Here is a 25849-nt window from a genome sequence, read left to right on the forward strand (position 1 = left end):
GAAATCAATCATTTAATGGGTAATCACAATCTTGTTGGATGCAGAACTCACTAACGCAACGCTCTGCAACAGACGCAAATAATTTTTCGGCAGAGTACAGTAATGATTTAACCGCAAGTCCAGAATGGACAATAGATTGAGTGCCGTTACTTAACTTGAAGAGTTTCTTCCGCAAATCTTCAAGTGCGCCAAAATCGTACTCTTCTGGAATATCGTCTTCTTTGTACAGTAAGGTGCGAATAAGTGTTATTGCAGATATGGCCTCATAAAATTCGTTGTCTGAAATAACCATTTGTAATGTATTTTTCTCGGCATTTAAATTAGTATCAAGAAACATAATGTATTTGATAAAATTATCTGGTAGCCCAAGTGATGCTGCTGATTGTTCGTTTCCCTCAACAGATTTAATATCAGACAAACCCAAAAGATAATCCGCACTTACACCAAAATAAACCGCCAAATCATGCAAAGTCTTTGCATCTGGCAACGTATCTCCTGTTTCATATAGTCCAATGGTAGACTTTGATACGCCGAGATCGCGGGCAAGCGTAGCCTGTGATATGCCCTTTTTCTCACGCAGTTCTCGCAACTGTGACGGAAAAAGGGCTTCTTTATTTTTTTTCGATGAATACTTTACCCCCTGCTTCTCTGCTTCCTTCTTGGTGATAGGAAATATTAACCGTTCCATAAAATTCCTCCATCGTTGGACTGAAAAACTTGTTTTAACATAAAAATGGAATGAAATTATTGCTGGAATGAATTTGTGGGTGTATCATAATGGTGACCAGAGAATCATGCTGTATATATCATATACTATCACAGTTTGATTTGAAGTCAATACTATTTTGAAAGGAGACATAAATTTTGGAAAACCTGGAGCGTCTGGCCTATACGGCTACGGAGGCGGCACAAGTGGCGAGCGTAAGCCGTCCTACGATTTATCGGTGGATGCATCTTGAAGGATTCCCTGTTGCACACATTGGAGGATGCACCCGAATCCCGGCGCAAGCGTTCAAACATTGGCTGAACGAACAGGCAGGGGTGAACGTGGATGAGTGAGAAGACAAAAAATGCCCGCCCTGCTGGTGGCACAGCAGGACAGGCGGCGGAGAACAATGCAGGGTGCAAAATTCCCCAGGACGATTATACAACGGACGCAGGCCCCATTTCAAGGCTTCTATCTCACGGCAGGGAAAACGCTGTGCCTCTCCGTCACCTTACCGCCATGACAAAACTTGACGGGCGTACAGTGCGAGCCATGATTGCGGAGGAGCGTCTGGCCGGAGCGCCCATCCTAGCCGATAATTCAACGGGGTATTTTTTGCCCGCCAGTGAGGACGAAAAGGCACAATTTATCCGCAGCATGAAGCACAGGGCGAAGGAAATCGAGCGCGCGGCGGAAGCCATAGAAAAATCTGGGAGGTGACGGCAACGGACATTCAAGAAGTATTGCGCTATTTTGATGGCGTAAAGAAATGCGGTGAAAGCCAGTATATGGCCCGTTGCCCTTGCCATGACGATAAAAAGCAAAGTCTCTCCATCGGGCGCGGGCAGAAGGGCGTTGTGCTGAAATGTCAGGCCGGATGTGATACACGGGACATCATTGCACGTGTCGGATTAAAGCCCCGTGACCTGTTCTATGATTCGCAGGAAAAGCCGCAGGAGAAAAGACGGATTGTTGCAACGTATGATTACCCTGGCGGCGTTCAGAAAATCCGATATTCGGACAAGTCATTTTCATGGAGACAGCCAGACGGAAAAGGCGGATGGATTTATAGCAGAAAAGGCATAAAGCCTAGCCTTTACATATCTGGTGAACTGTCTGACGGTATCGCCGTGGTTGAAGGCGAGAAGGACGCCGACAACCTTCACCGTCTGGGATGGGATGCTGTGAGCGGAGCGGATGGCGCAGGGCCGGGGAAATGGAAACAAGAGTACACAGAGCAGCTAAAGGGCCTTTCTGTATGCATCTTCCAGGATAACGACGATGTGGGAAAGGCTTACGCCCAGGAAACCGCCGCCGCGTTACATAATGTCTGCAAATCCGTATATTTGTTTGACCTTTCCAAAGTGTGGCCGGACATTCCGTTGCACGGCGATGTGTCGGATTTGGTTGAAAAATTCGGAGATGAAAAGGCGTGTGAGATGATTGCACAGCTTGCCACATCAACGCCGGAATGGGAACCGGCACCGCCTGAAGAAGATCCGTTTTTATCCTGCTTCAAGACGCTGGACACATTTGATGAAGAAGAAGCAACATGGCTTGTACCCGGCTGGATTCCAGAGGGACAAATAACCCTGATGGCGGCTGACGGCGGAATAGGAAAGACCACGCTATGGTGCAACCTGATTGCAGCAATCAGCAGCGGGCGGCGGTGCATCTTAGACCCGCCAGATCATACCAGGGTAGCGCAGAAAGTGGCTTTTCTGACCACGGAGGACAGCGTGCGGAAGAAGCTGAAAAAGAAGCTGCGCCTTGCTGGTGCTAACATGAGCAACGTCATTACACCGGACTTTCTGGCGGACAAAGATGGCGTTTTGCGTGGCTTAAAATTTGGCACCAACGAAATGGAGCGGTTTATAAAGCATTTCCGACCTTCTCTGTGCGTCTTTGACCCGGTGCAAGGGTTTGTGCCTCCAGACATTAACATGGGCAGTCGCAACGCTATGCGAGACTGTATGGCCCCTTTAATCAGCCTGGGGGAAGAAACCGGTACAACATTTATTGTAGTGTGTCACACCAACAAGCGCAAGGGAGCCTTTGGACGTGATCGCATTGCGGACAGCGCCGACTTGTGGGATGTGTCCCGCTCCGTGATGATGGCCGGATATACAGAGGATCAGGGCATTCGATATCTTTCAAACGAGAAGAATAATTACTGCGAGCTTCAAGAAACCTTGCTTTTTTCCATTGACAGCGATGGACAGGCCCAGGCAGAGGGGAGAAGCTGGAAACGGGATAGAGAGTACACGCAAGAAAGCGCTGCAAATGTTTCTGCCCCAAAACGTGAGGATTGCAAAGATTGGGTATTGCATGAGCTGGATGAAGCCGGGGGAGCTATGCCATCTAAAGACATGGATGACAAGGCAACGCTTGCCGGGTACAGCTTTAGAACGCTCCGCCGAGCAAAGGAAGATTTGAAGAAAACGGGTGAAATTAAATATTTCCAGACAGGCGGAGGAAAGGAAAAAACGTGGCACATTCAAAAGGCCAGCGTATTTACGGAGCTTCCAGATGATACAGAAACACCGTGGTCAAATGACCTGTTAAATTAACGCTCTCCGTCAGGAACACGAAGATGGACAAATGACCTCTTAAACCATTGATATTACTACGTTTTTTTCATTTGACCAGGTGGTCAAGTGACCTCTTAAAATGGTCAAGTGAGCGAGTTTCATTTGACCAGGTGGTCAAGTGACGAAAGCCTTGATATACAAGGGAAAATCGGTCATTTGTCCATTTTCTGTGATAGACACGGGAGTGGTCAAGTGAGAGAGGTGAAAAAATGACCGTCATGGACGCCAGCGCCGCAACCGGGATTAGTCCACGAACGATACGGGCGCATATCCGCAAAGGGACACTTCCTGCAATTCAGCTGATAAACGGAAGATTCGACATTCGGCCGAAAGATTTATATGAATGGCACGTTTGGATGTATCGGACAAGCCGTGCAACCATGTTTCCATCATGGCGTAGCGAAAAGTTTGTGAGGGATTTTGGATTGTGTGAGAGGCAGAAGCAGAACGAGTACAACGATTTCTGGAAATGCCTTCGCAATAATCTTGGTTTCCGTAAATAGGGGAGGCAACGGAATGAAGGTCAAAATAAGCTACACGGCCAGCGAGGCCAAGAAGGCGGATGCGTTGGCGGCAGATATCAAAAAGAGGCTGCCGAATGCCAACGTCAAGAGGAGCGATCGACATCCTCCGTACCGCCATATATACATCTCATATTGTTCAGAAAACACTTGTTTTTTCAAGGAAAATGTGGTAAAATAATCTTAAAGAGTACCGCCCACATAGGGTTAGCTGAAAGGCACGGGAAATGGCTGAAAGGCCGTTTCCTGTGCTTTTTTATTTGCCGAAGGAGGTGCGTGTGGTGGATAGCAGCGAGATTGCGAAGGCTGTGCAGGCCGGAGAAAGCGGCACACTGGAACTATGGATAGCTGTTCGCCGCCTTGCCCTCAAGTTTGCTATACGGTGGGAGAGGGCACTTGATGGACAGTCTGGCATGGAGCGAGACGATTTCATGCAAGTAGCCTTCATCGCCATGCTGGACGCCGTAAAGTCATGGGACTCGCAAGCCGGATCATTCAGTACCTGGTTTGTAATCATTCTTAAGGGTGCCTTCACGGAAGCAGCGGGCCTACGGACGGCAAGAGAGCGGAATGACCCACTTCGCTCTGCACAATCTCTGGATGCACCCGTGACCGACGAAAATGGGGAAGAGGTCGAAGGTTCAGACATCGTACCGGATCCTGCCGCTGAACGGCCATTTGAAGATGTGGCGGAACTGGACTTCACGGAAAAGCGCCGGAAGGCCGTGGAAGCGGCTCTTGCAAGCCTGCCTGAGCATCTACAAGAAACAATACGAGCGAAATACTACCGTGGAGAAAAGGCAAACAACAAGGACGTCAACGCCGCTCTGCGAGCGCTTCGGCATCCTTTGATAACAAATGGCTTAAGGCCGTATCTGAACTAAGACGGGCCGAAATGGGCCGGAAAGGAGGGGTAATGTGACCGCAAAACAGGCAAAGGCGCTTTCAGCGCTGCTGAACAATCCAACGCAGGAACGGGCAGCCGCAGCGGCTGGCATCGGCATAAGCACCTTGAAGCGATACCTTGCGGATCCTGATTTTCAGGCGGAGTACCAGAAAGCCATGTCAAAGCTGATTGAAGGTGCCGCAACGCAGGCAAAGCAAAGCCTCTCCCCTGCTCTTTCCTGCCTGCGTGAGATCGTGAACGACGGCAAGAAATCGGATATGGCGAGGATTCAGGCAGCACGGTCGCTGCTAGAGTATGGCCTGCGGCTTACCGAAGTGTATGACCTCAGTCAGCGTATTGACCGCCTGGAAGAGCTGGCGGATGGAGGCAACCAATGAGATACAAAGACCTTTCCAAACGCCTTGACGATCTTGAGGTAGCCCTGCATGGGAAAACATTCTTCTGGACGGACAGGAACGGCAAACAAGCCGGGGACTGGCTGAAATTTTTGAAAGCGATCCAATACCCGGAGGAGGAATGGGAAAAGACGAAGGGTGCGAAGCTCCCGCCGGAGAAATGCCCGCTCATTTCTTTCGATATGTCGCAGATGGATAAACTGCCGATGGCGCAGCAGATGGGCCTGTCCGTCTTAATGGTATCTGTTGGCTTCCCTGCTCTGGAGCTTGTAACGCTCCCTGATGGGAGGGAAGTATGGCAGCGCAAAAGCGGAATCGTGAAACTGGAGGTTTTTGATGAACAGAAAACTTGACAGAGAGTTTGAGGTTCTTGACCGCCTCAAAGGTGGAGAGATTACATGGACAGACCTCACTGGAACGCACACAGGCACATGGGAGGAATTCAAGGGCGCTGTATTCTTCCGCCTGATTGGACGCCTGGAGCCGCTGAACAAGGAGGATTGCCCGCTGGTGTCCTTTGATATGGGCCAGCTCGACGGGCTGGATAACACCGTCAAGGGCGGTATTTACGTTCTTTTGCGGTGGATTGGATTTCTGAACGAAAATTCCTTCGAATCTTTAATCAAAAGTATCTAATGGAGGTAGTCACCATGTGGAATACTCCTTATGCGCGCCGTGTTTATTATACCGGAACACCAAGCAAAGACCAGAATCCAAACGCCTCCCTGATGTGGTGCGAGACAGCCCATGACGCCCACGGCAAAGAATGGAATAAGATCGCTCAGAAGCAATTTGAAAAAGGAATGGGAAAATAATTTCTGAATCACGCAAAAAATCATTACATAAAGGAGATTTATTATGAATACTTATGTTTCCAAAATGAAGGATGTCCTTTCCGGCTTTTATCCCCAGATGAAGCGGAAGCGTGAAGAAAAGGCGGAAGCCAAAGAGCGGTACAGCGCTGACGTCGCGGCGCAGGAAATCGACCGCATCGACAGAGAAGCGACCGCGCTTCGCAATGCCACGATGGACAAGCTCCAGCAGCTGCATGATGAAGGTGTGGCCCAGGCTCAGCGTTGGGGCAATCTGGACGGCTCTATGATCACTGATGATATTAATTTGCTGAAAGGCGGCTTCGATCTGGACTGTCAGCAGGTTGAGAACCTGGTGGAGCGCTACCGCAGCAACGGCACCATGATGACCGCTATTGCCTCCTACGCAGGCAGTCATGGGATGATCGGCATGAACATTCCCACCGTTGATAAAAAAGTGAAAGCGTGGGAAGTTGTTCTGCTCAACGCAAAGGATATCATGGATATGTGCATTTCCGGGACTGTCGGCTGGATGGGCGGCGAAAGTGCCGACAAGACCATCCAGGATATGATCGACCGCTTCGGAACGAGCCAGAACCCCGGCAGCGGGCTTGACATTGCGTATAAGATGCTGGAGCAGTAATGTATCCTGATATTCTTTTCTAAATCAGAAAGGGGAGCCGCCCGACGGGGTAGCTCCCTTTTCACGTTTAACGGGCCTGTGAGTGTTGCCACAAGCGCCCGCACCTGTTACTATGTCATGCTGCATTGGACTTTCTAAGAAACTCTCGCCGGATGTACTCAACAAGGGAATCAAGATCAGACCTCAGAGCGCCGGCCTCTCCGGAGATCGAACGGGTTCTCTTTATCATGCGCTTCAACTGGCCCTTGCTCTGCCGCATAATGGTTTCCTTGATGTTGCGGCAATCGTGACCCTCTTCCTCTGACATCATAGCCATCATAGCGAGGATGCACAAGTAATTCGTTCCATCCTCTCGCAGCTCACTGGCTTTCGCTTCGATTTCATTGATGCTCATTTTTACATCCTCCTTGTTATTTTTGGGAACTCCGGCGGCGGTGGTCGTTAGGGCTGTGGCCTCATCTGCTTCCCATTCCCTATACCGTTCCGCCCTTATCCGCGATCTCGGTGTTAGGCTTCAACGATTGCCGGTGTCTGAACTGTTTTCGTTTGTTCCCTTGCTATGGTTACATTATATCACGCTATCGTTATACTTCAATAGGTAGAGTATATAAAGATAGCGTTATATTCCTGTGCATTTTGTACATTGCTATCGTTATATGCTTATGGTAAAATAAACAATACAGGGAGGTGGTGCAATGGCAGTATCAAAGGCGCAAAAGGCAGCTACCGCAAAATATGAAGCAAAGGTATATGACAAAGTTTTGGTAAGGCTACCGCGTGGAAAGAAAAACGAGATTGAAGAACACATAAAGCCAAAGGGCGAAAGCCTCAACGGGTTTATCTCCACGGCGATTGACGAAAAACTGGAACGGGACAAAGAAAAAGCCGGGGAGTAACATCCCCGGTTTTACTATATATGGAAGAAATTTTACCCCAACTTTTACCCCTTACAGCTTTTTCAACGTTTTACGGCATTTTACAGATAATCCACGAAGGCGTTGAAAACACTACATTTCTTTAACCGTATTTTACAGCATTTTTCGCATCGTTTAAAATTCGAATCCCTCCTTCTCCGCCAAAAAGAACACCCGCCGGGTGTTCTTTTTTTGTCTGAAACGCAGGATAGGATTCTGGCTCACGCCCGTTGATTTTCACCGCCGCTGTGCTAAAATAAGGAAAACGAATAAGAAAGAAGTGACCTCCCATGAAAACCGGTCTGGTCCTGGAGGGCGGCGCCCTGCGGACTATTTTTTCCTCCGGCGCATGTGACGCCTTCCTGGATAAAGAGCTTCCCCTGCCGGACTATACCGTCGGCGTCTCCGCCGGTATCGCTTACGGCGTCAGCTACCTCTCCCGGCAGAGCCGCCGGAATCTGAAGCTGGTGACAACTTACGCGGGTGACCGGCGCTACATGGGCTGGCGGAATATGGCAGACCGCAAAAACCGCTCCTATTTCGGCCTGAAATTTGCCTACGAGACCATCCCCAACCAGCTTCTTCCCTTCGACTATGACACCTTTGAAGCCTATCCCGGCACGGTGGAGGCCGTGGTCACCAACCTGAACACCGGCGAGGCGGAATACCTGCCCGTCCCCCGGCGGGACGCCCACAACCTGCTGCTCCAGGCCACCTGCGCCATCCCCATGATGTTCCCCATCATCGAGATCGACGGTCAGCCCTACCTGGACGGCGGCTGCGCCGACGCCATCCCCTGGCGCCGTGCCTTTGACGCGGGCTGTGACCGGGTGGTGGTCATCCTGACCCGGGAGAGGGATTACCATAAGGACGCCGACGGTTCCATCCGCATGATCGGGCGGCACTTCCGCAAGTACCCAAATTTTGTGGAGACCATGCGCACCCGGGCGGAGCGGTACAACGCCAGCCGGGAGGAGCTGTTCGACCTGGAGGCCCAGGGAAAGATCAAGGTCATCGCCCCCGAGGACACCCTGGGCTGCAGCCGCACGGAAAAGGACCTGGAGATCCTGCGGGCCCTGTGGCAGTCCGGCTATTTCGCCGGCTCCCGCCGCGCCGAGGAAATTCGGTCATTCTGGACAAAAGAATAAACTTCCGTCCCTCAAAACCGGCGCAGAAAACGGCGCCGGTTTTTTGCAGGCAAACGCTTTCGGTTTATATTAATTGAACAAATATTTCATATAAATTTGACTTATCACATGAAATTTTACGTAAATTTTGCATTTGGTCATTCCGCCGATTTCTACCTTCGCCTCTTACATATATAATAAGGATGTCTCATAAATTGAACCGCGCCCCTTCGGACGGAGGGGAAATCAATAAAGGAGTATCGGAATGGATATTTTCTCCCTGTTTACGCTCTGCGGCGGTCTGGCCTTCTTCCTCTACGGCATGACCACCATGTCAAAAAGCCTGGAAAAAATGGCCGGCGGCAAGCTGGAGCGGCTGCTGAAACGCATGACCTCCAACCCCTTCAAGAGCCTGCTGCTGGGCGCCGGCATCACCATCGCCATCCAGTCCTCCTCCGCCATGACGGTGATGCTGGTGGGCCTGGTGAACTCCGGCGTCATGGAGCTGGGCCAGACCATCGGCGTCATCATGGGCTCCAACATCGGCACCACGTTGACGGCATGGATCTTGTCCCTGGCGGGCATCGAGAGCGAGAGCGTGTTCGTGAACCTCCTGAAGCCGGAGAACTTCTCCCCCGTCATCGCCCTGGTGGGCATCATCCTCATCATGGGCTCCAAAAAGCAGAAGCGGCGGGACATCGGCCGCATTCTGGTGGGCTTCTCCATCCTGATGTACGGCATGGAGCTGATGAAGGACTCCGTCAGCCCCCTGGCGGATATGCCGGAGTTTTCCAGCCTGCTGACCGCCTTCAACAATCCCCTGCTGGGCGTGCTGGTGGGCGCCGTGTTCACCGGCGTCATCCAGTCCTCCGCCGCGTCGGTGGGCATTCTGCAGGCCCTGGCCATGACCGGCTCCATCACCTACGGCATGGCGGTCCCTATCATCATGGGCCAGAACATCGGCACCTGCGTCACCGCCCTCATCTCCTCCATCGGCGTCAACCGCAATGCCAAGCGGGTGTCCGTCATCCACATCTCCTTCAACGTCATCGGCACCGTGGTGGGGCTCATCCTGTTCTACGGCGGCAACCTGCTGTTCCACTTCCCCTTCATGAACGCCGCCGTGGGCGCCGTGGGCATCGCCTTCTGCCACACGGTGTTCAACGTGTTCACCACGCTGCTGCTCCTGCCCTTCTCCCGCCAGCTGGAAAAGCTGGCGCGGAGGGCCATCTCTGACGAGACCCGGTCCGAGCAGTTTGCCTTCCTGGACCCCCTGCTGCTGCGGACCCCCGGCGTGGCCATCAGCGAGTGTGTGTCCATGACCAACCAGATGGGCGCTGTGGCTCACGAAAACCTGCTGGACGCCGTCCGGCAGCTGTCGGACTATCAGGAGGCCCGTGAGGCCCTCATTACCGAAAATGAGGACAAGCTGGACATTTACGAGGACCGCCTGGGCGACTATCTGGTGAAAATTTCCCAGCACGGTGTGTCCATGAGCGACATCCGCACCGTCTCCCGGCTGCTCCACGCCATCGGCGACTTCGAGCGCATCGGCGACCACGCCCTGAACCTCCAGGAATCCGCCCGGGAGCTCCACGAAAAGGACCTCCACTTCTCCGACGCCGCCAAGGAGGAACTGGAAGTGCTGCTCACCGCCCTGAACGACATCATGGCCCTGGCCTTCGACAGCTTTGCCGCCAACGACCCCATGGCCGCCCGGGAGGTGGAGCCGCTGGAGGAGACCATCGACCAGCTCATTGATGAGATCAAGGTGCGCCACATCCACCGGCTCCAGACGGGAGAGTGCACCATTCAGCTGGGCTTTGTTCTCAATGACCTGCTGACCAACTTCGAGCGCGTCTCCGACCACTGCTCCAACATCGCCGTCTGTGTCATCGAAAGCCAGGCGGACGACCTGGACCCCCACGCTTATATCAGCCGTCTCAAGACGGACCAGAGTTTCGCCGCCGGATTGGACCGGGACATGGCAAAATACCGTCTGCCCCAGGCATAAAAAATACCGCGCAGGGTTTCCGGGCCTATCGACAGGCAAAAACGTCCCGCTATGCGGGACGTTTTGTCATTCCTCCAGGAACCTTGCCGCCATCAGGGCGGCCACGGCGCCGTCGGCCGCCGCCGTCACCACCTGCCGCACCGCTTTCGTGCGGACGTCCCCGGCCGCGAACACGCCGGAAACCGCCGTCCGGGTGGTCTCGTCCGCCGGGAGATAGCCCCCCGCGTCCAGCGCGATCTGCCCCCGCAGCAGCTCCGTGTTCGGTTTCCGTCCGGCGGCGATGAACACCCCGGCGCAGGGCAGCTCCCGCTGCGGGCCCTCCGGCAGCTCCCGGTAGGCGATGCCCGTCACCGCTTTGGCGCCCAGAATGGCCTCCGTCTGGACGTTCCGGAGGAAGGTGATATTTCCGGCGCTCTCCAGCTGCTCCGTCAGCCGCCGCTCCGCCCGGAGGGTGTCCCGCCGGTGCAGCAGATACACCCGGCGGCACAGGCGGGACAGCGTCAGGGCCTCCGACACGGCGGAGCTGCCGCCGCCCACCACCGCCACATCCTTGCCTTTAAAAAACGCGCCGTCACAGGCGGCACACCAGCTGACGCCCCGGCCCCGCAGGGCCTCCTCCCCCGGAATGCCCAGAGCGCGGGGCGAGGCCCCGGCGGCATAGATGAGCGTCCCGCTCCGATACGCGCCCTGCCCGGTCTTCACCTGCCGCTCCCGCAGGCAGACCTCCGCCGCCCGCTCATTCCGGAACTCCGCGCCGGCCTGCTCCGCGTCCCGGCGCATATCCGCCGCCAGCTCCGGCCCGCCCCGGGCCCCGGCGCCGGGATAGTTCTCCACCGTTTCCGCAATGCCCAGCTGTCCGCCCGGCTCGCCGCCGGTGAGCACCAGCGTCCGCAGCCCCGCCCGGGCGGCATACAGCCCGGCGGCGCACCCCGCCGGGCCGCCGCCCACGATCACCACATCATACATCCTTTTTTCCTCCTTACCCGGTATAGTATGGGCGGGATCCGCAGAAAATACCCCCATTGACTACGGAAACGGAGGAGATCGCCATGTCTGCCGATCTGAAGAACAGCGAGACGCTGAAAAACCTGATGCGGGCCTTTGCCGGAGAGAGCCAGGCCCGGAACCGCTACACCTTCGCCGCCGGGCTTTGCCGCCAGCAGAAGATGCATGTGCTGGAGGCCGTGTTCCTCTTTACCGCGGGACAGGAAAAGGAGCACGCGGAGATTTTCTACAACCACATGAAGGCCGTCGGCGGTGCCACCGTCCACATCGACGGCGGGTATCCGGTCCATGTAACCAACGATGCGCTCCAGCTCCTGCGGGACGCCCGCCACAACGAGTACGAGGAGTTTGACCCGGTGTACCCCTCCTTTGGAGAAACCGCCCGGGCCGAGGGCTTCCCGGAGGTCGCCGCGTCCTTTGAACAGATCGCCAAAATCGAAAAGGCCCACGGCGACCGCTTCGGCCTTCTCGGAGACCTGCTGGCGGGCGGAAAGCTGTTCGTGTCGGACGTCAAATGCGGCTGGATGTGCCTGAACTGCGGCTATATCACTGAAAGCCTGGAAGCGCCCAAGATGTGCCCCGTCTGCAGCCACGACCAGGGCTTTTTCATCCGTCTGGAGATGGCGCCCTACTGCAAAAAGCCACAGGAATAAACCGTGGAAACGTAAAAAGTACCGGGAGTTGGGCGCTCCCGGTACTTTTTTATCCATACAGATGCCGCGGCAGGACGGCAAGGGTGGGCGGTGTTGAAAGACCCGTCCCCCGCAAGGCCATCGTCCAGGGTGCAGCCGGTTCCGCTGTGATGCCGAACACGCTCAGAGCCAGACTCTGACGATCTGTCCGTCCCACTCCTCCCAGTGCGGAGTCAAAGCTGACGGGTCAGCCGCCGTATCCGGCGCCGGAGTTTCAACCACCAGTTTGTATCCCACCGCCGCGTAGAGATACCCCGAAGGGTCACGGACCTCGCCGTTGCGGACCGGCAGCGGATTTGGCGCCGGAACAAGACGGCCATTCACCAATTTCCCATACGTCATGGCTCCCATCTCCCTCCCCCGCCATTTTGCAGGAAGCCTCGCCATCCGAAGCACTTCGGCAGCGGCTCTCCCTTCTTGCTGTTTACCGGCCATAAAGCAGCCATCGGGTTTTCCTTTATTGAACCACATCCTCCCTGTCGAACTGTGTCGGTTTTTGCTTCTTTACGGAAGGCAGTGATGCCAGTTATCTTATCCGGCATCACTTTGTTGTACAGGAAGATACATCGAACGCCCAAAGGGAGCCTTTTATCCAGACTATTTGGAGGCGGAATATGAAACAGATACAGGCAAATTCAAAAAACACACTGGTGCTGGGACGGCAAGGTGAAAACCTTGCCCGGCAAGTGGTCTTCGACTTGTCTGACTGGATGTCAGAATACGGTCAGGGCTTGGCGGAATTGATCGCCCAGCGGCCGGGGGACACCGCCCCGTACCCGGCGGCAGCCGTCCAGGAGGGGAGCACGCTGGTGTGGACGCTGACGGCCGCGGATGTGGAGCGTCCCCGCGGCGGCTGCTGTGAGCTGCGGTACTATGTCGGCGAGGCGCTGGTAAAATCCAGGATCTGGCAAACTTATGTGGAACCCGCTATGGACACGCCCGCCGGAGAAGCGCCTCCGGCGCCGGAACAGGCTTGGTTTGAGCAGGTACTCACCGCCGGTGACGGCGCCAAGGCATCCGCGGAAGCCGCCGCGGACGCCCAAGCCAAGGCCGAGAACGCCCGGCAGAGTGCGGAGAATGCCCGGGACAGAGCGGAAACGGCCGCCATCAAGCAGCCATATCCCAGCGCCGAAACGGGCACCTGGTGGGTATGGGATGCTGATACGGCATCTTACGCGGACAGCGGAGCGCCGATCGCGGACCAGCCCAGAGTGGTGCGCGTCACCGGCGCGGAGCTGACCCTGACTCTCGCCAACAACACGGAGACGCGCTGCGCTGACCCGGTAACATCCTTGACCATTCAGGGATTTGCCGCCGGCGACGAGGGCAGAGCGGAGCAATGGGGCCTGGTGTTCACGGCCTCGGCGGAAGGCATCACCGTCACCGTGCCGGATACGCTGATCTGGGCCGTGGCGGAGCCTGTTTTCACGGCTGGCAGCACCTACTGGCTGAGCGTGGTGCCCCTGGGCGGCAAATATCTGGCGGCATGGACGGAGGTGCCTGATGAATCGTGACCTACATCATACGATGACGGCCCAGTATGCCGCGCCGAAGGTATCCGGGAATGGGGTGGTGCGCTGGGACGGCGGCGTCAAGTGCGTATTGCCGTCGGTCAAGCTGTGCGGAGCTGCGGCGCAGGACGGTACGCCAACGCCGGATGCGCCTGTCATGCCGGTGTGCAATGATGGCGTTTTTCAGGCACACGGCGATACGATTTTGGGAACAACAAAACTTAATACACTTGATTTTGGTTGGCGTAAAAATACAGATAATGAGTTTGGTATGACCGATGCATATTCCTACTACGAAATTCAAGCTAAACCAAACACCACATATTGTTTCATTGCTCCATATGGTGTTTTCGGACAGAGCGAAGGATTCACATTTTTGTGTAATAATCGAGCCGGGTCGAACAGAGCACCGATTTACAGAAGCTCAAAGCCGGAACAATGTCATACATTTGGGAAGATCATGACAGATGATACCGGGGTGCTGTATATAGTTTCAACTGGATTTACCAGCACTTTGAACGTTACAAGAGCTTTTTGGCTCACCGAATGGGATGGCGGACAGGCTGCCGCGCCGGAGCTGTGGGCGGTCCCCGGAACGGAGTACATGGATGAATGGGACGCACAGACCGGACGGGGCGTGCGACGGTGCGCGGTCATTGGCAGCTACTCCGGAGAGCAGATCACCACGCCGTACATCAGCTCGACCGGAGAGCTGTCGGAGGGAGCGATGGTGGTCTATGGTATCCCGGACAAGCCATTTGCTGCGGAACCTGCCAGACTGGTCCAGCCAAACGGACCCGGGCAGATCACCCAGGTGTCCGGTGCTGTCCCTGGCTGCCCCATCGAGGCGGCTTATCTCACCCACAGTTAAGGAGGTGCCTATGTACGGAAAACTGATCAACGGCCGGCTTGTTCCGGCGCCCAATCCCCTCCATATCAACCGGGGGCTGGTCTATAACCCCAGCAGCTATCTGTACGAGGCGGTAGGCTATCGCCTCGTTGTGGACACACCGCAGCCGGAACAGCCGGAGGATGATGCGGCCGTCTATTACACATCCCACTGGGAGGAGCAGGCCGGCCAGATCGTCCGGGTGTGGGAGGAACAGCAAGAGGCGGAACAGGCAGGAAAGAATGCTGCTGCGTCCATTTGATCGACTTTACACCGGGTGCGGAATTTACGCATCTCTGTCTGGGGAGGTCCCGGAGGACTTCGCGGGGAAAAGGGTTCCGCCATGCCAAGGAACATGCAAAAAGCCGTCCTCTCAGCGTGGCTGAGAGGACGGCTTTTTATGATTGAGAAATACAGCCGTCTTGCGGAACCTTTGGGGATGAGAGCTTTTCGGGCCAAGTTTCGTCTGCCCGGCTCAGAACCGATACATTGCGCAGCACCCGTCGATGAACGCCTGCATTTCCGGCAGCTTCTGATGCACGTCCTTTGCCAGCGCGATCTGGCAGCGGGCACGGACCAGATTGTGGGTGGGATAGTCGATGTTGAAATATTTGTCTCCCACAATATAATCGTCCAGGAAGCGGCTGGCCAGTTCCACCGTGATGTCGAACACGCTCAGCGCCAGAGTCCCGCGTTCCGCCTCCGTCAGCAGGTCCGCCGTCTGGGAGAGAAAGCCCTCGGTAAACGCCCGGAAGCGCTCCGGATCACATTCCGCCTCCTCCGCATGCGGGCAGTCCTCCGCCACCCGGTTAGCGGCAAAACGGACGCCGTCGCCGAAGTCATGGCCCACCAGACCGGGCATCACCGTATCCAGGTCCACGATGACCAGCGCCTCATCCGTGTCCTTGTTGAACAGCACGTTGTTGATCTTCGTATCGTTATGGGTGACCCGCAGGGGCAGCTTTCCGGCCTCATGCAGCCGGGTCAGCGTTTCCGCCTCTCCCCGGACGGAGGCGATATAGGCCAGCTCCTCCCGGACTTCCGCCGCCCGGCCCAACGGGTCCCGCTCCGCGTCCGCGAACAGTGTCTCCAGCCGCTTAGGTGTATTGTGGAAATTGGGGATGGTCGCGTACAGGCCGGTCACGGGAAAATCAGCCAGTTTCCGCTGAAACGCCCCAAAAGCCTCTCCGGTCCGCCGCAGGACTTCCACGTTCTTGCTTTCGCTGTAAGTCACGGACGGAATGTAATTCGTCAGCCGCCAGAAGCCGCCCTCCTCATCGTACACATACGTCTTCCGCTCCCTGGTGTGGTGGAAATGCAGCGCCACGCCCTCCTGCTTCTTGGCCCGGATGTGCTCCGTGATGAGGTCCGCGTTGTGCATCAGCTCCTCCGGCCGGCGGAAAGCATAGGTGTTCACCCGCTGCACGATGTAATGCTTGGGCGAGCCGTCCGGCTGGCGGTAGGTGACCTTGTAGGTCTGGTTCACATTGCCGACCTTGATCTTCTCGTATCCCAGATAGTCGCCTTTGATTCGGAAGGCCCGGCCGATCTCTTCTAATTTCTTATCCATTTCCACGAAATGGGTCCTCCATTTATGTTCCTGTTTCAGTCTCTTCCAAACAGGTCTCTCGTATAGACCTTTTCCTTCACATCATCCAGGCAGTGATCGTAGCGGTTGGCAATGATAGAACCGCTCCTTTGCTTGAACGCCTCCAGATCATTGACCACTCTGCTGCCGAAAAATGTTGTGCCGTTCTCCAAAGTGGGTTCATAGATGATCACGGTTGCTCCCTTTGCCTTGATCCGCTTCATAACGCCCTGAATAGAGGACTGGCGGAAGTTATCGGAATGCGACTTCATCGTCAAGCGAAAGACGCCAACCACAACGGGATGCTCTTTGCTGGGGTCAAACTCCTCGCTGGCCTCATATGCTCCGGCGATCTCCAGAACGCGGTCCGCGATGAAGTCCTTACGGGTGCGGTTGCTCTCCACGATGGCTTCGATCAAATTCTCCGGGACATCGGTATAATTGGCAAGAAGCTGCTTGGTGTCTTTGGGCAGGCAATAACCGCCGTAACCAAAGCTGGGATTATTATAATGGTTGCCGATGCGCGGGTCAAGACACACACCTTCAATAATCTGCCGCGTATTCAGTCCTTTCATCGCAGCATAGGTATCCAGCTCGTTGAAGTAGCTGACACGCAAGGCCAAATATGTATTTGCAAACAGTTTGACCGCTTCAGCTTCCGTGAATCCCATAATCAAGGTATCAATATTCTCCTTGACGGCGCCCTCCTGCAGCAGACCGGCAAAGGTTTTTGCCGCCTTGACCAGGCGTGGGTTCTCAGCATCCGTGCCGACAATGATGCGGCTCGGGTAGAGGTTGTCATACAAAGCCTTGCTTTCACGCAAAAACTCCGGGCTAAAGATGATGTTGTCGCAATGATATTTTTCGCGGACACTTGCAGTGAAGCCAACCGGAATGGTAGATTTGATGACCATGATGGCATCCGGATTGTACTCGAGCACCAGTTTGATCACAGCCTCCACCGCGGATGTGTCAAAGAAGTTCTTTTTGCTGTCATAATTCGTCGGCGTAGCGATCACCACAAAGTCGGCATTCTTATAGGCAGCTTCCGCGTCCAGCGTCGCAGACAGATCCAGTTTCTTTTCCGCCAGGTATTTTTCAGCATACGCATCCTGGACAGTCGCCTTTTTTTGATTGATCAGATCCACCCGCTCCGGCAGGACGTCCACAGCCGTCACATGGTTGTGCTGCGCCAAAAGTACCGCCAAAGAAAGGCCCACATAGCCAGTCCCGGCAACCGCAATGTTTTTATTACTCATAGTGTTCTCCGCTGTCTTTAAAATGGTCAGTCATGCAAGTAGAAATCCTTATACCACTCCGCAAATTTTCTCAGGCCATCGCGGAGGCCCGTATTGGGTTTAAACCCAAAGTCCCGCTCCAAAGCAGTCGTATCCGCATATGTAACAGGAACGTCTCCCGGCTGCATGGGGACAAGTTCTTTATGCGCCTCAAAATCATAATCCGCGGGCAAAACCTTCGCCCGAATCAATTCTTCCTGCAGGATCGTCACGAAATCCAGCAGGTTTTCCGGCTGGTTATTGCCGATGTTATAGATCGCATAGGGTGGGACCGGAAGGCCGTCTTCCCCGTTCCTGCGCTCCGGAGCGCCCTGCATCACACGGATCACGCCCTCGACAATGTCATCGATGTAAGTAAAGTCGCGCTTACAGTTGCCATAGTTGAAGATTTGTATTTTTTCGCCTTTCAGCAGTTTATCAGTAAATCCAAAGTAAGCCATATCCGGACGGCCCGCAGGACCGTAGACTGTAAAAAACCGCAGGCCAGTGGATGGAAGATCGTACAGTTTCGAGTAGGCGTGAGCCAACAATTCATTGCTCTTCTTCGTTGCGGCATAAAGGGACACAGGGTTATCCGCCTTGTCATCGGTGGAATAAGGCACTTTCTGATTGCTTCCATACACGGATGAGGAAGACGCATAAACCAGGTGCTCCACGCCTCTTTCCCCATTGTCATAAGAATGGCGGCAAGCCTCCAGGATGTGATAGAATCCGACAAGATTGCTCTGAATATATGCGTCCGGGTTTGTAATGGAATAGCGGACGCCTGCCTGCGCAGCCAGGTTCACAACAATTTCCGGCCTATGTTCTGTGAAAATCCGGTTCAGCAGATCCTGGTCGGCCAAATCACCCATGTAGAATTGATAAGCGGCATCATGGTGCTCCGCCGCACATTTCTCGATCTCAGAAAGTCTCCATTCTTTGATCGACACATCGTAGTAGTCATTCATATTGTCAAGGCCGACAATGCTGACCGGCGACTGGGTGCGAAGCAGTTCCAGCACCAGATTGCTGCCGATGAATCCGGCGGAGCCGGTCACAAAAACCGTTTTGTTCTTTAAATCTATCTTCCGCATATTGTCTGATCTCCCGTTTTCATGACGATAAAAGAAGTCCCCTATATAAACCCGATCCCCTTTATAACGCCCCGGACGGACCTCCGGCAGAAGTTACCGGAGTTCAGCGTTTAAGCAGAGTACTCCTATCCCTTCCCACTCCGAGGCGCTATTCTGCGCGCCATCGCAATGATGTCGGTGCGGTAAAACAGCATATTGGCCAAAGCCGTTACCAATACCGCTATCACGGTCACTGCAATGGCGGAAATGATCCAATCCATGCTGCAGCAAATATTCCTGTTTTCAAGCACCTTGCCGCCTATAACGCAAATGATCGTGAAAGCAGCCCCATTTACCGCTTCTCGCCTCACGAAGAGCCCAAACGGTCTATGAAGTATATGATTCGATAAAAACCACGCATAATAAATCGTCCGAAAAACCATAGCCGCAAGCGTCGCGGCCGCGACGCCGACGAGTCCATAACAAAAGACTAAAACGATGGACAACACGATATTCATGCCGGCTTCTCCATACGCCGCCGGTTTTGTCTGCCTGAATTGATTAGCCGCTACCGTCATATAGTGGTATGGCATTCTAAGGCAATACACCAGTTCCGACAGCACCAGGAAAACCGCAAGCAACGGAACACGGTAATTTGTGTCGGAAATACCTTTTGTGTAAATTTGAACAAAGGGAAGAATCATCACAAAAGTTACAGAAAACATGATAACGGCTACAACAGAGATCAGTGTTTCATAATAGCCAAACGTTGCTTCCAGCTTTTCGCGTTCCCCCTTCGCGTACATATTGCCGAAAACCGACTCAAGTCCATTGGCAAACGATGACGTGATACTCCGAACGCTTGAAACGACCATGCTGTAAACAGAATACACGGCAACCGCTTTCAAGTTTACAAACAAAGTGAGGACCACCACGTCCGTATTGCAATGCAGAAAATACGCAATATGCTGGCCCAGGGCCGTCCACTTTTGGCTTAATACCGCTGTCTTTCCGCACTGTTTACGCGGCAATATGCTATATTTGCGCTTTACATACAGGAACAGCGCCGCCGGTTTCAGTGTAAACACACAACTGCTGACGAATTTAACCGTTATCATATCGCAGTTCATGCGCGTCAATAGAATGACCAGCATCGCATTGACCGCTGTCACCAGGATCGTAATGATATTGATGACATAGTGTCTTTGATCAGCCTGAACAACAATAGAGTTTGCTATGCCGAAAAAGTATTGTGCCAATGTCGAGAGGCTGATCACCATGACGAGCTGGAATGAAAACATCCACTCTAATTTGCTGTCTGTAACGATCCTGTTATAGAAAACCGCCAGAACAACCGTATAAATAACAAAACAAATACCGACGGTCTTGAAAAACTTCTTGATCTCATGGTACACATTGCTGAGCTCCTGTATATCGCCATTCGCCAACGGCTGATACAGCCCGGCACGGGCAACGCCGGACACCCCGCCTTCCAGAAGTGATATATAGGCCAGAAAATGAGCGATGGAAGTAGTTGCTCCATATAGTTCCGATCCAAATGACCGAAGCAGCAATTGAGGAACGATCAGGCCACAAATCATCGAGACAATTTGTGAAATCAAGGATGTACTGATATTCCACTTGGCTTTTTGGGTTCTTGATGCCATCCGGGGCCTCCCTTAATATATCCCAGTGATCATTTATCTCAGTTTTTTGAGCAATATCTTCTTTCTTCGGCCTTTCCGATGGCGGGATACTCTTTCGCGGGCTTATACTCCAGGTTCAAAACAGGGCCTCAAATACGCTTTCTTCATCGCTTAACAGCTTCTGTTCTTTCCTGTCATCGCTCAAATCGCGTTTACAATGTATTTTTCGGAAGCCTTATCCCGCAGATGGATCACGCCGGGACTTCCAAGCACGATCGCGCCGTCAGGAACGTCACAATTCACGAATGTATTCGATGCGATCAGCACGTCGTTGCCGATCGTAACTCCCCCGACGACCGTGGCATTCAATCCAATATAGCAATTATCCCCGATGACCGGTGTACCGACCTTGCCGGTTTTGCTGTTCCCAATCGTAGCGCCCTTCAACATGGTCAGGTTTTTTCCGACAACCGCCTTGCTATTGATCGTGATCGCATGCGGATGCAGAAACAACAGCCCTGGCCCGATTTTAGCTGTTGGCGGTAAATCAATCGTCTGTTTCTTTGCCAAAACACGGTTCAATACCCGCACTACATACTTCATGGGACCGGGGGCATCATAATACCGATAATACACGACGCGGCGGAATGCCCGGTTTCTGAGAAACGTCCTGATCAACGTCTGTGTGTCACGCTTTCCTGTGTACCTGTATAAATCCTGACGAACATCCGTCATGTTATCACCATCTTTATCATGTTTCTCAACTTGAGGCTCAGCCTGTACTTACAATATATCCACAGAAACTGCCGTTTTTTCACCATAGCGTATTCTTTGAGGTCCGGACCGCTCAGCGAATCAAAGGGGATCTGTTCCATCACTTTTTTGAATACAGGCATTTCAAGGGCGGCAGCAAGCGTCTGTTTGTAGTCCCAATAATCAGGGCAAACTGCCGCGTACCTTCTGAAATAACGGATCATTCCCCGGTAATAGTTTGAATAAAACGCGTCGAATACTGCTTTCGGCACATTCATCTCCATCAGTATTGACAATACGTATGACCTTACGGCTTCAAAATCGTTTATGTATTTCTTTTTAAAATTTCTGCCGCGCCCCGTGGGGCTCAGTCTATAATCGTACAGCGCTTTATCAAGATACAAAATGGTATCTGCGTTTTTCAGCAGATTCATCGACTGAAGCAAGTCTTCTCCCTTCTTATCCGCAAACATTCCATAATCATAATCAATATCCATGATGGAACGTTTCACGCATTTGCTCCAGAGGGTATTCAGCCTTGACGAAGCCACAAAAACTTCCATAAACTCTGCTTTGTTTTCTCTTGTAAACAAGGCATGATCGGCAAACACGCCCTGATCCGCATAGATCAGCCTGCCGTCATCCCTCACCCGGTTAAACCGGAACAGGAGCATATCTATCGGCTGCTTGTCCAGCTCTGCCGCGACCGTTTCCAGTAAATTCGGTTCCCAGTAATCATCCGAATCCAGGAACAGTACATATTCGCCCTGCGCGCGTTTGATCGCATACCTTCTCGTCAATAACAAGCCTTCATTTTGCTTCGAAAAATACCTGATACGCGGGTCTTGCTTCGCATACCGTTCACAGATAAGCGGGCTGCCATCCGCAGAGCCATCGTTGGTGAGGATCAACTCGTAGTCACTGTAATTTTGAGACAGTACGCTCTCTATGCACTGCTCCAGATATCGCTCCACATTGTAAACCGGAACAAGTATGCTAAACTTCATTTCTTCCACCCACTCGTGTTTTTTTGATCAGATAGTAGATCACCGTCACGATCAATATTTGGCCCGGAACAAATGCAAAATAGTTTCTGGAAGCATTGATCAACACACAGGTAACCGTACCTAAATACGCCAGGTCTATCCTGCTCTTCAGTTCATTCTCCGCTTTACTGATCACATATCCAACCAGCCCAAAATAACCGGCGACACCGGCAACGCCTAAATTCAAGTAACTTTCTATCACCTGATTGAATCCATAGCCGGGAAACATTTTACGAATATCCGAAGTGGCGATTTTGTGGGAAAACGGAACGATCATATTGATGACCGGTTGGATGTAGGACATGCCCCAGAGGGGGCTGATCGTCTTATGGTCGAGGCCTTCGAGAACATATACGGAAGTTCTGATCTGCATTCCCGTCTCGGTGAATACGGAGACGAAGTCCCACTTCGCACTTCCCAGGTTCCCGGCGATGCCAACGGATCGAAGAAGCGTAATTGACGGAATAACGAAGAAAAGCAAAAACGCGCTCAACAGGATAAGTTTTACATCGATCTTCTTTCCGAGGCTGCCCTGCAGCCCGATGACCGCCAGCAAAGCGTAAAGAAACTCGCCCTTATTTCCATTGAAAGCAAAAATCAAAACGATAAGCAGCCATAAAAACCATCCGGTCTTTCTTTCACGTATTGTACCGGAGGCCGCGAGGTAAATGCTCGATGCGTAGAATACAATCAGTATGTATGCGTAGATGCCGCTTGTGTATGCGGAGCTCCGCATAAACCCCTCATATGTGCTCACCAGCCTTGTGCTGCCGAATAGGACATGATAAGCGAAGTACAAGAGCACGATCAAGAATCCCGCAGCAGAGGCGCGAAACATTTTTTGATTCATGCCGCCATCTGCGGGGCGATTTTTTTCCGGCCTTTTTACGCGCTTGACCGCCGTCATTCTCTTTGCGGTCTCAAAGCAAATGATTGCAAAGTTGCCTAAGAGTATCGCTTTCACCAGCATGCTGCTTCTTAAAAACCGCAGCGTGTAATCGTGGTAATTTGAAAGTACTTCACGTCCAAAAATAGTGTATGGAATGACTAAGCCGAATTGAGTCGCTATTGTATACAGTAACAGCACAGACGAAAGAGACAGCCTGTGATCATAAATCGTATATATGCTGATGAGTATGAGAACAATGGTCACCGCCGCGATCGCCGCCGCCATCCGAACGTTCATGGATGTCCCAAACAGCAGCGCAAACAAAGCCACGATCCCATCCAGCAAAAACAGGAATGTAAATCTATCAATCTTCATCATAACGCCTTTACTTCGCTGAAGTATTTATACCAAGATTGACATATTGACTCCAGGGAATGTGTTTCTCTGATCCTGAATGCCATATTCTGCATTTCCTCCCGCAGCTCAGCCGGCTGGTTTACAAGATGCAGGATCGCCGTCTTCAGGGCCTCCTTATCGCCAACAGGAACCAGTATCCCATTCACGCCGTTCCGGATCAACTCCCTCGGTCCGCCGCATGGACAGTCCGTTGAAATGCACGGCAAGCCAAGCGCCATGGCTTCCATAAGTGCGTTGGGCATCCCCTCAAAATCCGAACACAGCACAAATAGACCCGCCTCGTATATCTCATCAAATACCTTATCCGTAGAGCCCGGAAGGGATACCTTGTCCTGCAGTTTTAACGCTGAGATCAATTCATTCAGCCGCTCTCTTTCCGCCCCTTCTCCCCAGATGATCAGTTGATAGTCACAGATGAACGGCTGAAGCTCATAAAAGGCTTCGATCAGAATTCTCTGGTTTTTCTGTCTACTCAGTCTGCCAACGGAAACGATCGTTTTTTTCCGCTCTCCTGCGTATGGTGCCGTCGGCATCCTTTCCGCGCTGAACAGAGGATTGGGGATAACGGCCGATCTTCCGGCGACCGAGCCTCCATAGAACGCCTGCGCTTCTTTTGTCTGAAAAACATACGCATCAGCCCATTTCATAAAGCATCTTGACAAAACTCTTATGATGCTTTTTCCGGCAAAATGAGCGGGATCGTTCCTTTCAGAAACGATGTGCTTTGCATGCGTGATCAGGCAGGCCGGAACCGTATAAACCGCCATGGGAACCCCCATGCTGAGCACAATATCCGGACGGCACTCGTGGATGACAGAGATCAAACCGAGGATTTTGGAGGTTCCTTTTTCAATCTGCCTGTATGGAATGGCCGACGTGTCATATTTGTTCCCATCAAAATCCTCAAGTGATACGACCAGGGCGGAATGCTCCTCTGTCTGATTCATCCAACTGGCCAAATTGATTGCTACCCGCTGTGTTCCCCCGATACCAGCATTACTTATAACAATCAATACTTTCATTCTTTACCTCGATATTCCTGTAACTCAGCTGATACCGGCAATGCCCCAGTGAAGAAAGGTGCTTGCCTATATTGATCGTCGAGCCTTTTTGAGCCGACCACTCGTTATTCAGTCTTGCTGTACATTCCCCTTTGCAATTCACATTGCATCCCTTTTTTATGCTCAGGCTCAGAAATTTCATTCTATTGCCTATGACGCGAAGCAGAGAAAGCAGCTGATGCATCACTCTCACACCTTTCCGGCGTATTCTCTGAAAAATCTTGTTCTTCTCTCAGCCAAAAGATCACGTTGGTAGTTTTTTGCCTCGCGAAAGTTCAACTTTGCCATCGCTTTAGCCGTTTCCTGATCCCTCATATGGAGCAGGCAAGCGCAGATCTCTTCTATTTCATTCTTCCCGTTGGAAAAGATGCACGCATCGGATAACAGCTCAGGTATTCCCGCGGTCCTCGCTCCAATACACGGTATTCCTCTGCTCATAGCCTCTATGACAGAGCGCGGCAGCCCTTCCTGTCTGCTGGGCTGGGCATAGATGTCGATGGAGTCCAGCCATCCGAATACTTCACTGTGGGGCAGCTGGCCTACGATGTCGACCTGATCCTCAACATCATTGGCTTTCGCTACCCGCCTGAGACGATCCCCCGTGCCTCCGCCAATGACAGAATATCTGAACTGCGTGATCCCCTGTTTCTTCAATTTTCCCATGGCTTCAATGACAAACTGCTGACCTTTATACGGGACATCCAGACCGGCCGCTGTTCCAATGGTCAGTACGCTGTCAGAAGTATAGCTTTCAATTTTCCTTAACCGCCTTTGTAAAACGGATTCCTCCATCTCCATGAGCTCAACATTTGAACAGCTGACGCTTTTTCCCCGCGTCGGATACCTGCTCTGGAGGAACCGATTCGTCACATACAAGACAAACGGGGCTTTCTTCACCCTTGAGCGCATCATTTGTGCCGCAGCCGGGGCCACGATCTTCCCTTTTACGCTGTAATTCCAGTATGAATCCCAGGGACAGCCAACAACTTCTATGAGGTACTGCTTTTTCTGCTTTCGGCATAGATCTACGCCAAGATTTCCGATCACACTTGGCAAACGAATAAAAATCAGGTCTGCTTCGCTGATCTCTCTGCAAAGTATTTCTTTTGCCGCTTTCGTTCCGGCTATCAATCCTGTTACGGATGAAAGATCAGGGCATTCACAAACAGTTATATTGGGATCGGACAGCCTGCTCATTCGCTTCGCCGCCTGTGATGCTTCCGTATCGCGCGTGCGGATGACCAGCTTCAGTTTGTCAGCTACCTTAAAATACCTTTCAAACATCCGATCATCGAGAATGCTGTCATAGTAGTTCCCATTCTCATCCTTATACATAGGGCCGTCATAGCAGAACAATGCTTTCATGCGC

32 protein-coding genes are annotated in these 25849 nt (G+C 52.8%); 18 read left to right on the top strand and 14 right to left on the bottom strand.

The genetic code is table 11. From position 1 onward, the window contains the following. Positions 1-4 precede the first annotated feature (4 nt). Complete coding sequence (locus JQM68_RS02660; RefSeq protein WP_235221366.1) at positions 5-688, bottom strand: helix-turn-helix domain-containing protein; 684 nt, start codon at positions 686-688, stop codon at positions 5-7. Between the two features lie 176 nt (positions 689-864). Between JQM68_RS02660 and JQM68_RS02665 the strand changes: the two genes are divergently transcribed. The 11 genes from JQM68_RS02665 (at position 865) to JQM68_RS02710 (ending at position 6575) form a co-directional block, all read left to right on the top strand. Next, the gene (locus JQM68_RS02665) at positions 865-1059 is read left to right on the top strand and encodes a helix-turn-helix domain-containing protein (protein ID WP_235221367.1); all 195 of its coding nucleotides are present in this window, start codon (positions 865-867) and stop codon (positions 1057-1059) included. After that, positions 1052-1426 carry a hypothetical protein gene (locus tag JQM68_RS02670; protein ID WP_235221368.1) on the top strand — a complete coding sequence of 125 codons (375 nt, stop codon included), beginning with the start codon at positions 1052-1054 and terminating at the stop codon, positions 1424-1426. The genes JQM68_RS02665 and JQM68_RS02670 overlap by 8 nt, the downstream gene beginning before the upstream one ends. After that, entirely contained in the window at positions 1423-3276 is a 1854-nt protein-coding gene (locus tag JQM68_RS13845; protein WP_235221369.1) for an AAA family ATPase, read from the top strand. The genes JQM68_RS02670 and JQM68_RS13845 overlap by 4 nt, the downstream gene beginning before the upstream one ends. Positions 3277-3515: 239 nt before the next feature. Then, positions 3516-3800: a hypothetical protein gene (locus JQM68_RS13910; RefSeq protein ID WP_412758448.1), complete on the top strand. Its 285-nt coding sequence runs from the start codon at positions 3516-3518 to the stop codon at positions 3798-3800. A 13-nt stretch (positions 3801-3813) separates the two neighbouring features. After that, a complete protein-coding gene (locus JQM68_RS13915) occupies positions 3814-3999 on the top strand; it encodes a hypothetical protein (protein ID WP_412758446.1) in 186 nt (61 codons plus the stop codon). A gap of 100 nt (positions 4000-4099) precedes the next feature. Further along, on the top strand, positions 4100-4702 hold the full coding sequence (locus tag JQM68_RS02685; protein ID WP_235221371.1) for a sigma-70 family RNA polymerase sigma factor: 603 nt from the start codon (positions 4100-4102) through the stop codon (positions 4700-4702). A 34-nt stretch (positions 4703-4736) separates the two neighbouring features. Then, positions 4737-5102, top strand: coding sequence for a hypothetical protein (locus tag JQM68_RS02690; RefSeq protein ID WP_235221372.1), 366 nt, complete (start codon positions 4737-4739; stop codon positions 5100-5102). Continuing rightward, complete coding sequence (locus tag JQM68_RS02695; RefSeq protein ID WP_235221373.1) at positions 5099-5473, top strand: hypothetical protein; 375 nt, start codon at positions 5099-5101, stop codon at positions 5471-5473. Before JQM68_RS02690 ends, JQM68_RS02695 begins: the two co-directional genes overlap by 4 nt. Then, positions 5457-5756 (top strand): hypothetical protein, encoded by a 300-nt coding sequence (locus JQM68_RS02700; protein WP_235221374.1) that lies wholly within the window; start codon positions 5457-5459, stop codon positions 5754-5756. Before JQM68_RS02695 ends, JQM68_RS02700 begins: the two co-directional genes overlap by 17 nt. Positions 5757-5770: 14 nt before the next feature. Continuing rightward, entirely contained in the window at positions 5771-5935 is a 165-nt protein-coding gene (locus tag JQM68_RS02705) for a minor capsid protein (RefSeq protein WP_235221375.1), read from the top strand. A gap of 43 nt (positions 5936-5978) precedes the next feature. After that, positions 5979-6575, top strand: coding sequence for a hypothetical protein (locus JQM68_RS02710; RefSeq protein ID WP_235221376.1), 597 nt, complete (start codon positions 5979-5981; stop codon positions 6573-6575). Between the two features lie 115 nt (positions 6576-6690). Here JQM68_RS02710 and JQM68_RS02715 read toward each other — a convergent pair whose 3' ends face one another. Next, entirely contained in the window at positions 6691-6969 is a 279-nt protein-coding gene (locus tag JQM68_RS02715; RefSeq protein WP_235221377.1) for a hypothetical protein, read from the bottom strand. Between the two features lie 301 nt (positions 6970-7270). Between JQM68_RS02715 and JQM68_RS02720 the strand changes: the two genes are divergently transcribed. Continuing rightward, positions 7271-7471, top strand: a complete 201-nt coding sequence (locus JQM68_RS02720; protein WP_235221378.1) for a hypothetical protein — start codon at positions 7271-7273, stop codon at positions 7469-7471. Between the two features lie 121 nt (positions 7472-7592). Here JQM68_RS02720 and JQM68_RS02725 read toward each other — a convergent pair whose 3' ends face one another. Then, complete coding sequence (locus JQM68_RS02725; protein WP_235221379.1) at positions 7593-7781, bottom strand: hypothetical protein; 189 nt, start codon at positions 7779-7781, stop codon at positions 7593-7595. Here JQM68_RS02725 and JQM68_RS02730 point away from each other — a divergent pair. Together JQM68_RS02730 and JQM68_RS02735 are read left to right on the top strand one after the other, a co-directional pair. Continuing rightward, on the top strand, positions 7780-8637 hold the full coding sequence (locus JQM68_RS02730) for a patatin-like phospholipase family protein (RefSeq protein WP_235221380.1): 858 nt from the start codon (positions 7780-7782) through the stop codon (positions 8635-8637). The two genes, JQM68_RS02725 and JQM68_RS02730, sit on opposite strands and share 2 nt — an antisense overlap. Positions 8638-8881: 244 nt before the next feature. Beyond that, positions 8882-10630 (top strand): Na/Pi cotransporter family protein, encoded by a 1749-nt coding sequence (locus tag JQM68_RS02735; RefSeq protein WP_235221381.1) that lies wholly within the window; start codon positions 8882-8884, stop codon positions 10628-10630. 66 nt (positions 10631-10696) lie between these two features. On the opposite strand, the gene JQM68_RS02740 is transcribed toward JQM68_RS02735, so the two are convergent. Continuing rightward, complete coding sequence (locus JQM68_RS02740; RefSeq protein ID WP_235221382.1) at positions 10697-11596, bottom strand: NAD(P)/FAD-dependent oxidoreductase; 900 nt, start codon at positions 11594-11596, stop codon at positions 10697-10699. A gap of 83 nt (positions 11597-11679) precedes the next feature. Between JQM68_RS02740 and rbr the strand changes: the two genes are divergently transcribed. Next, a complete protein-coding gene (gene rbr / locus JQM68_RS02745) occupies positions 11680-12288 on the top strand; it encodes a rubrerythrin (RefSeq protein ID WP_235221383.1) in 609 nt (202 codons plus the stop codon). 162 nt (positions 12289-12450) lie between these two features. Here the strand turns inward: rbr and JQM68_RS02750 are convergent, their stop codons facing one another. After that, entirely contained in the window at positions 12451-12669 is a 219-nt protein-coding gene (locus JQM68_RS02750; RefSeq protein ID WP_235221384.1) for a hypothetical protein, read from the bottom strand. A 272-nt stretch (positions 12670-12941) separates the two neighbouring features. Between JQM68_RS02750 and JQM68_RS02755 the strand changes: the two genes are divergently transcribed. From JQM68_RS02755 to JQM68_RS02765, 3 genes are read left to right on the top strand one after another with little or no spacing between them, the layout of a single operon-like run. Next, positions 12942-13841, top strand: coding sequence for a hypothetical protein (locus tag JQM68_RS02755; protein ID WP_235221385.1), 900 nt, complete (start codon positions 12942-12944; stop codon positions 13839-13841). Then, on the top strand, positions 13831-14709 hold the full coding sequence (locus tag JQM68_RS02760; protein ID WP_235221386.1) for a hypothetical protein: 879 nt from the start codon (positions 13831-13833) through the stop codon (positions 14707-14709). The genes JQM68_RS02755 and JQM68_RS02760 overlap by 11 nt, the downstream gene beginning before the upstream one ends. A gap of 10 nt (positions 14710-14719) precedes the next feature. Next, positions 14720-14989, top strand: a complete 270-nt coding sequence (locus JQM68_RS02765; protein ID WP_235221387.1) for a hypothetical protein — start codon at positions 14720-14722, stop codon at positions 14987-14989. 213 nt (positions 14990-15202) lie between these two features. Here the strand turns inward: JQM68_RS02765 and JQM68_RS02770 are convergent, their stop codons facing one another. The 9 genes from JQM68_RS02770 to JQM68_RS02810 form a co-directional block, all read right to left on the bottom strand. Next, complete coding sequence (locus JQM68_RS02770) at positions 15203-16297, bottom strand: phosphotransferase enzyme family protein (RefSeq protein ID WP_235221475.1); 1095 nt, start codon at positions 16295-16297, stop codon at positions 15203-15205. 35 nt (positions 16298-16332) lie between these two features. Next, complete coding sequence (locus JQM68_RS02775; protein WP_235221388.1) at positions 16333-17574, bottom strand: nucleotide sugar dehydrogenase; 1242 nt, start codon at positions 17572-17574, stop codon at positions 16333-16335. A gap of 26 nt (positions 17575-17600) precedes the next feature. After that, complete coding sequence (locus JQM68_RS02780; RefSeq protein WP_235221389.1) at positions 17601-18689, bottom strand: NAD-dependent epimerase/dehydratase family protein; 1089 nt, start codon at positions 18687-18689, stop codon at positions 17601-17603. Between the two features lie 125 nt (positions 18690-18814). After that, positions 18815-20335 carry a lipopolysaccharide biosynthesis protein gene (locus JQM68_RS02785; RefSeq protein ID WP_235221390.1) on the bottom strand — a complete coding sequence of 507 codons (1521 nt, stop codon included), beginning with the start codon at positions 20333-20335 and terminating at the stop codon, positions 18815-18817. A 180-nt stretch (positions 20336-20515) separates the two neighbouring features. Next, complete coding sequence (locus tag JQM68_RS02790; protein ID WP_235221391.1) at positions 20516-20917, bottom strand: serine O-acetyltransferase; 402 nt, start codon at positions 20915-20917, stop codon at positions 20516-20518. Between the two features lie 128 nt (positions 20918-21045). Next, a complete protein-coding gene (locus JQM68_RS02795) occupies positions 21046-22074 on the bottom strand; it encodes a glycosyltransferase family 2 protein (RefSeq protein ID WP_235221392.1) in 1029 nt (342 codons plus the stop codon). Further along, positions 22064-23380, bottom strand: coding sequence for an O-antigen polysaccharide polymerase Wzy (gene wzy, locus JQM68_RS02800; protein ID WP_235221393.1), 1317 nt, complete (start codon positions 23378-23380; stop codon positions 22064-22066). Before wzy ends, JQM68_RS02795 begins: the two co-directional genes overlap by 11 nt. Then, entirely contained in the window at positions 23377-24441 is a 1065-nt protein-coding gene (locus JQM68_RS02805; RefSeq protein ID WP_235221394.1) for a glycosyltransferase, read from the bottom strand. Before JQM68_RS02805 ends, wzy begins: the two co-directional genes overlap by 4 nt. Positions 24442-24669: 228 nt before the next feature. Beyond that, positions 24670-25845 carry a glycosyltransferase family 4 protein gene (locus JQM68_RS02810; RefSeq protein ID WP_235221395.1) on the bottom strand — a complete coding sequence of 392 codons (1176 nt, stop codon included), beginning with the start codon at positions 25843-25845 and terminating at the stop codon, positions 24670-24672. Between the last annotated feature and the right edge of the window lie 4 nt (positions 25846-25849).

This window comes from Oscillibacter valericigenes, assembly GCF_021531435.1.
Lineage (GTDB): Bacteria > Bacillota > Clostridia > Oscillospirales > Oscillospiraceae > Oscillibacter > Oscillibacter valericigenes_B.

Coding starts and splice junctions, on each gene's coding strand:
- JQM68_RS02695 (WP_235221373.1), top strand. CDS start 5,099: ATGAGATACAAAGACCTTTCCAAACGCCTTGACGATCTTGAGGTAGCC.
- JQM68_RS13910 (WP_412758448.1), top strand. CDS start 3,516: ATGGACGCCAGCGCCGCAACCGGGATTAGTCCACGAACGATACGGGCG.
- JQM68_RS02775 (WP_235221388.1), bottom strand. CDS start 17,574: ATGAGTAATAAAAACATTGCGGTTGCCGGGACTGGCTATGTGGGCCTT.
- JQM68_RS02710 (WP_235221376.1), top strand. CDS start 5,979: ATGAATACTTATGTTTCCAAAATGAAGGATGTCCTTTCCGGCTTTTAT.
- JQM68_RS02790 (WP_235221391.1), bottom strand. CDS start 20,917: ATGAAGTATGTAGTGCGGGTATTGAACCGTGTTTTGGCAAAGAAACAG.
- JQM68_RS02750 (WP_235221384.1), bottom strand. CDS start 12,669: ATGACGTATGGGAAATTGGTGAATGGCCGTCTTGTTCCGGCGCCAAAT.
- JQM68_RS02795 (WP_235221392.1), bottom strand. CDS start 22,074: ATGAAGTTTAGCATACTTGTTCCGGTTTACAATGTGGAGCGATATCTG.
- rbr (WP_235221383.1), top strand. CDS start 11,680: ATGTCTGCCGATCTGAAGAACAGCGAGACGCTGAAAAACCTGATGCGG.
- JQM68_RS02810 (WP_235221395.1), bottom strand. CDS start 25,845: ATGAAAGCATTGTTCTGCTATGACGGCCCTATGTATAAGGATGAGAAT.
- JQM68_RS02785 (WP_235221390.1), bottom strand. CDS start 20,335: ATGGCATCAAGAACCCAAAAAGCCAAGTGGAATATCAGTACATCCTTG.
- JQM68_RS02730 (WP_235221380.1), top strand. CDS start 7,780: ATGAAAACCGGTCTGGTCCTGGAGGGCGGCGCCCTGCGGACTATTTTT.
- JQM68_RS02705 (WP_235221375.1), top strand. CDS start 5,771: ATGTGGAATACTCCTTATGCGCGCCGTGTTTATTATACCGGAACACCA.
- JQM68_RS02720 (WP_235221378.1), top strand. CDS start 7,271: ATGGCAGTATCAAAGGCGCAAAAGGCAGCTACCGCAAAATATGAAGCA.
- JQM68_RS02700 (WP_235221374.1), top strand. CDS start 5,457: ATGAACAGAAAACTTGACAGAGAGTTTGAGGTTCTTGACCGCCTCAAA.
- JQM68_RS02760 (WP_235221386.1), top strand. CDS start 13,831: ATGAATCGTGACCTACATCATACGATGACGGCCCAGTATGCCGCGCCG.
- JQM68_RS02780 (WP_235221389.1), bottom strand. CDS start 18,689: ATGCGGAAGATAGATTTAAAGAACAAAACGGTTTTTGTGACCGGCTCC.
- JQM68_RS02740 (WP_235221382.1), bottom strand. CDS start 11,596: ATGTATGATGTGGTGATCGTGGGCGGCGGCCCGGCGGGGTGCGCCGCC.
- JQM68_RS02725 (WP_235221379.1), bottom strand. CDS start 7,781: ATGGGAGGTCACTTCTTTCTTATTCGTTTTCCTTATTTTAGCACAGCG.
- JQM68_RS02805 (WP_235221394.1), bottom strand. CDS start 24,441: ATGAAAGTATTGATTGTTATAAGTAATGCTGGTATCGGGGGAACACAG.
- JQM68_RS02660 (WP_235221366.1), bottom strand. CDS start 688: ATGGAACGGTTAATATTTCCTATCACCAAGAAGGAAGCAGAGAAGCAG.
- JQM68_RS13915 (WP_412758446.1), top strand. CDS start 3,814: ATGAAGGTCAAAATAAGCTACACGGCCAGCGAGGCCAAGAAGGCGGAT.
- JQM68_RS02770 (WP_235221475.1), bottom strand. CDS start 16,297: ATGGATAAGAAATTAGAAGAGATCGGCCGGGCCTTCCGAATCAAAGGC.
- JQM68_RS02735 (WP_235221381.1), top strand. CDS start 8,882: ATGGATATTTTCTCCCTGTTTACGCTCTGCGGCGGTCTGGCCTTCTTC.
- wzy (WP_235221393.1), bottom strand. CDS start 23,380: ATGATGAAGATTGATAGATTTACATTCCTGTTTTTGCTGGATGGGATC.
- JQM68_RS02765 (WP_235221387.1), top strand. CDS start 14,720: ATGTACGGAAAACTGATCAACGGCCGGCTTGTTCCGGCGCCCAATCCC.
- JQM68_RS02670 (WP_235221368.1), top strand. CDS start 1,052: ATGAGTGAGAAGACAAAAAATGCCCGCCCTGCTGGTGGCACAGCAGGA.
- JQM68_RS02755 (WP_235221385.1), top strand. CDS start 12,942: ATGAAACAGATACAGGCAAATTCAAAAAACACACTGGTGCTGGGACGG.
- JQM68_RS02715 (WP_235221377.1), bottom strand. CDS start 6,969: ATGAGCATCAATGAAATCGAAGCGAAAGCCAGTGAGCTGCGAGAGGAT.